Raw genomic sequence first — 4,957 nt, forward strand, 5'->3', positions numbered from 1 at the left:
GCCTCGGTGGCCGAAGCCAGCGCGTTGAAGCGGACGGTGGGGCCGAGCCTGACCTGGTTCGACGAGCACATCCGCTACGCCCGGCTGTTCCTGACCACCCCGGACGGCGCGATCGCCCGCCGGTTCGCGGTGCTGGCGCTGATCCTCGCACTGGCGGTGGCGATTGCAATGATGTTGCGCCGCGGCCATATTCCCGGCACCTCGACCGGCCCGAGCCGGCGGATCATCGGCGTCACCGTCGTCTCCTTTTTGGCGATGATGCTCACCCCCACCAAGTGGACCCACCACTTCGGGGTGTTCGCCGGACTGGCCGGTGCGATCGGCGCACTCGCGGCCGTGGCCGTCACCGCGCGCGTACTGGGCTCACGACGCAACCGGGCGGTGTTCGCCGCAGCAGCACTGTTCGTGACGGCGCTGTCGTTCGCCAGCGTCAACGGCTGGTGGTACGTCGCCGGATTCGGGGTGCCGTGGTCGGACCGGATGCCGGAGTTCCGGCTCGGCTTCACCACGGTGCTGCTGGGCCTGACGATCCTCGCGCTGCTGGTGGCCACCTGGTATCACTTCGCCGGTGGCAGGTCGGGCCGCGATGATGGCCGCGCCCCGGGTCGGCTGAGCGGCTCGCCGCTGGCGGTGCTGGCCTGGCTGCTGGTGATCTTCGAAGTCGGCTCGCTGACCATGGGCATGGTCAATCAGTACCCGGCGTTCTCGGTCGGCCGGTCGAATCTGCAGGCTTTGGCCGGCAAGACCTGCGGGCTTGCCGACGACGTGCTGGTCGAATCCGCGCCCGGGACGCTGCGTCCCGCGCTGGGCTCGGTCGCCGCGGAGGGATTCTCGGCCAACGCGATTCCGGCCGAGGTCGCCGCGGAGCCGGTCACCGAACCGCCCGCGGGCGGCAACATGCTCGACGAGGAGACCGAGCCCCCAGCGTCGCGCGCAACCCGCGTCACGCTGCCCTTCGGACTCGACCCGACCACCCCGGTGCTGGGCAGTTGGCGGGCCGGGGTGCAGCAGCCCGCCCGACTGCGCTCGCAGTGGTACCGGCTGCCGGCTCGCGATACCGCACCGCTGCTGGTGGTCTCGGCGGCCGGCCGGTTCTCCCGCGACGCGGTCACCGTCGAGTGGGCCACCGACCAGCAGGCCGGCGCGGACTCCCCTGGCGGCTCAGTGCCACTGGCCGACATCGGTCCGGCCCCCGGGTGGCGCAACCTGCGCGCGCCGCTGGCCGCGGTCCCGCCGGAGGCCACCCTGGTCCGGGTGGTCGCCGTCGACGACGACCTGGCCCCGTCACGCTGGATCGCCGTCACCGGACCCCGCGTCCCGGCCCTTCAGACGCTGCAGCAGGTGGTCGGCAACGGCGACCCGGTGCTGCTGGACTGGCTGGTGGGCCTGGCATTCCCCTGCCAGCGGCCGTTCGGGCACGCCCACGGGGTGACCGAGGTGCCGAAGTGGCGGATCCTGCCGAACCAGTTCGACACCGAGGCCAACTCCCCGGTGATGGACAACCTCGGCGGTGGCCCGCTGGGCATCACCGAACTGCTCTTCCGCGCCGCCACGGTGCCCAGCTACCTGCGCGACGACTGGTCCCGGGACTGGGGCGCGCTGCAGCGGCTGACGCTGTTAGACCCGGGTGCCGCCCCGGCCCGCCTGGATCTGGGCACTGCCACCCGCAGCGGGTTGTGGAGCCCCGCGCCGCTGCGCCCCGCCTAGCCCCCAGCCCCCCTCCCGCCCCGCTTAGCCCCCCGCGAGCAGACGCAAATTCGCACTCTCGGGCGACTATTTGCGCGACTTTGCGTCTGCTCGCGTCAGGGAAGAAGGGTCGTTCGCCTACCATCGACGCTCGTGCCCAGCCAGAGAGAGCAATCCACCCGGATCGCTCGGCTCGTCGCCATCCTCGCCGGTCTGGCGGGCATCCTGCTGTGCGGGCTGACCCCACTGCTGCCGGTCACCCAAAGCACCGCGACGATCCTGTGGCCGCAAGGCGACGTCGGCGATGTCACCGCCCCCCTGGTTTCCGGGGCCCCGGCCTCCCTCGACGCGACCATCCCCTGCTCGGCGGTGTCCGACCTGCCGGAAAGCGGCGGGGCGCTGTTGTCCACCAACCCTGCCAGCGGCATCGACGCCGCCCGCAACGGCTTGTTCGTGCGGGCCAACGCCGACTCGGTGATCGTGGCCTTCCGCGATACCGTGGCCGCGGTCGCGCCGCGTTCGGCGGTGGAATCGGGCGCGTGCAGCGAGTTGCGGGTGTGGGCCAACCCCGCAGTGGTGGGCGCGGACTTCGTCGGCATCCCGGGGGCGACGGGCACCCTGCCGCCGGATAAGAAGCCCCAGGTGACCGGGGTCTTCACCGACCTCAAGGAGAAGTCTGTCCCGGGGTTGTCGGCCCGCATCGATGTCGACACCCGGTTCATCACCCGGCCTACCCCGCTCAAACTGGCCGCGATGGTGGCCGGGGTGCTGTGCGTGATCGCCTCGATCGCCGCTCTTACGGTGCTCGACAGAGGGTGGGCTGTGCGGCGGATCGCGGGTTTCCGCCGTCGCCGGTGGCGGCACCGGCCGGCCGACCTCGCAGTGATCGGCACCCTGCTGGTGTGGCACATCATCGGCCCGTTCTCCTCCGACGACGGCTACAACGTCACCATCGCCCGCATCTCCGACGAAGCGGGCTACGCCCCTAACTACTTCCGGTATTTCGGCGCTTCCGAGGCGCCGTTCGACTGGTATCAATCGGTGCTCGCGCGACTGGCCGCCGTCAGCGCTGACGGCGTCTGGATGCGGCTTCCCGCGCTCGCCGCGGGTATCGGCAGTTGGTTGATCATCAGCCATGCGGTGCTGCCACGGCTGGGGTCGGCCCGCGGCGGACTGGCCGGCAACCGGTTGGCCGTGGCAACCGCCGGGGCACTGTTCCTCGCGGCGTGGTTGCCGTTCAACAATTCCCTTCGCCCTGAGCCGCTGATCGCCGTCGCCGTTCTGGCGGTGTGGATGCTGGTGGAGCGGACCATCGCCACCGGCCGCCTTGTGCCCATCGCTCTGGCGGTCGTGGTGGCGGTGTTCAGCGTGACGCTGGCACCGCAGGGCCTGATCGCGGTCGCCCCACTGCTGGTGGGTGCGCGTTCCATCGCCCGCATCATCGGGCTGCGCCGTCCTCGCGACGGAGTGCTGGCCCCGACGGCCGCTCTTCTCGCCGCACTGTCGGTGTTCTTCGTGGTGGTGTTCCGCGACCAGACGCTGGCCGCAGTCGCGGAGTCGGTGCGGATCAAATACGTTGTCGGCCCGACGATCCCGTGGTATCAGGATTTCCTGCGCTACTACTTCCTCACCGTGGAGGAACAACCGGAGGCATCGCTGACCCGACGGTTCGCCGTGCTGGTGATGCTGGTGTGCATGTTCGCGATGCTGGTGGTGTTGCTGCGCAAAGGCCACGTTCCCGGATTGGCCCGCGGACCGATGTGGAGGATGATCGGCAGCACCGCGGTGGGTCTGCTGCTGCTGACCTTCACCCCGACCAAGTGGGCCGTGCAATTCGGCGCGTTCGCCGGTCTGACCGCGGCACTGGGCGGGGTGACGGCATTCGCCTTCTCCACCATCGGTCTGCACAGCCGCCGAAATCTCGCCCTGTATGTCACCGCACTGTTGTTCGTCGTGGCCTGGGCGACCGCAGGCTTCAACGGGTGGTTCGACGTGGGCAACTACGGAGTGCCCTGGTACGACCGTCAGCCCGTTCTGCTGCACCAGCCGGTGACATCAATGTTCCTGATACTGGCCATGATTACCGCGCTGATCGCGGGCTGGCTGCACTTCCGGATCGACTATGCCGGCCACACCGAGGTAGCCGACACCCGTCGCAACCGGTTGTTGGCGGCCACCCCACTGCTGGCGTTGTCGTTGATCATGGTGCTGCTGTCGGTCGGGTCGATGACCAAGGCCTTCGCCCAGCGCTATCCCGCCTACACCACCGGCAAGGCGAACCTGTCGGCGTTGACGTCTGGTCTATCCAAGACCAGTTGCGCGATGGCCGACGAGGTCCTGGTCGAGGCCGACACAAACACCGGGATGCTCGAACCCGCCCCCGGCCAGAAGTGGGGTAAGTACGGCCCCCTCGGCGGGGAGAAACCGATCGGCTTCACCCCCAACGGGGTCAGCGACAATCTCGACCCCGTCGCACCGTTCATCGCCAACCCGGGCACCGTCAACTCCGACGGCTCACCGAACAAAGCGAGCTTTGGCATCGGCTTCTCCGGCGGCACGGGAGGCGGCTACGGCCCGGTGGGGGTGAACGGCTCGCGGGTGTTCCTGCCATTCGGCCTCGATCCGAAGACCACCCCGGTGATGGGCAGCTACAAGGCGAACACTCTGGCGGCCAAGGCCACCTCCGCATGGTACGAACTGCCGCCCCGCTCCCCCGACCGCCCCCTGATCACCGTCGCCGCCGCCGGTGCGATCTGGTACTACGACGACGAGGGCGAGTACCACTACGGCCAGTCACTGAAACTGCAGTGGGGCGTGCGGAATTCGGACGGAACGTTCACGCCGCTGGACAAGATGTATCCCATCGACACCCAGGAACAATTGGCCTGGCGGAACCTGCGTTTCCCGCTCGCCGACGCGCCGCCGGAGGCCAACGTGGCGCGCATCGTCGCCGACGATCCGAACCTGTCCAGCGAGCAGTGGTTCGGGTTCACCCCGCCGCGGGCGCCGATCCTGCGGACCGCTCAGGACTACATCGGCAGCCAGTCCCCGGTCCTGATGGACATCGCCAGCGCCGCGCACTTCCCCTGCCAACGGCCGTTCGCCCAACGCCTTGGCGTTGCCGAGGTGCCGCAGTACCGGATCCGCCCCAACCTCAAGCAGGTCGTGGTGTCGTCGAACATGTGGCAGACCGCCCGCGCGGGCGGACCGTTCCTGTTCATCCAGGCCTTGCTGAGCACCACCACGGTGCCGACCTATCTCCGCGACGACT

2 protein-coding genes are annotated in these 4,957 nt (G+C 69.4%); both read left to right on the plus strand.

Annotated features, from left to right (window positions below; genetic code table 11):
* A partial coding sequence (locus ADBZ6I_RS15935) for an arabinosyltransferase C-terminal domain-containing protein (protein WP_526385541.1) occupies positions 1 to 1,707 on the plus strand: 1,707 nt, incomplete at its 5' end.
* Positions 1,708 to 1,839: 132 nt separating this feature from the next.
* Positions 1,840 to 4,957 (plus strand): arabinosyltransferase domain-containing protein (locus tag ADBZ6I_RS15940; protein WP_526385543.1); only part of this gene is annotated, 3,118 nt, incomplete at its 3' end.

Source organism: Mycobacterium sp. (assembly GCF_044342925.1).
GTDB lineage: Bacteria > Actinomycetota > Actinomycetes > Mycobacteriales > Mycobacteriaceae > Mycobacterium.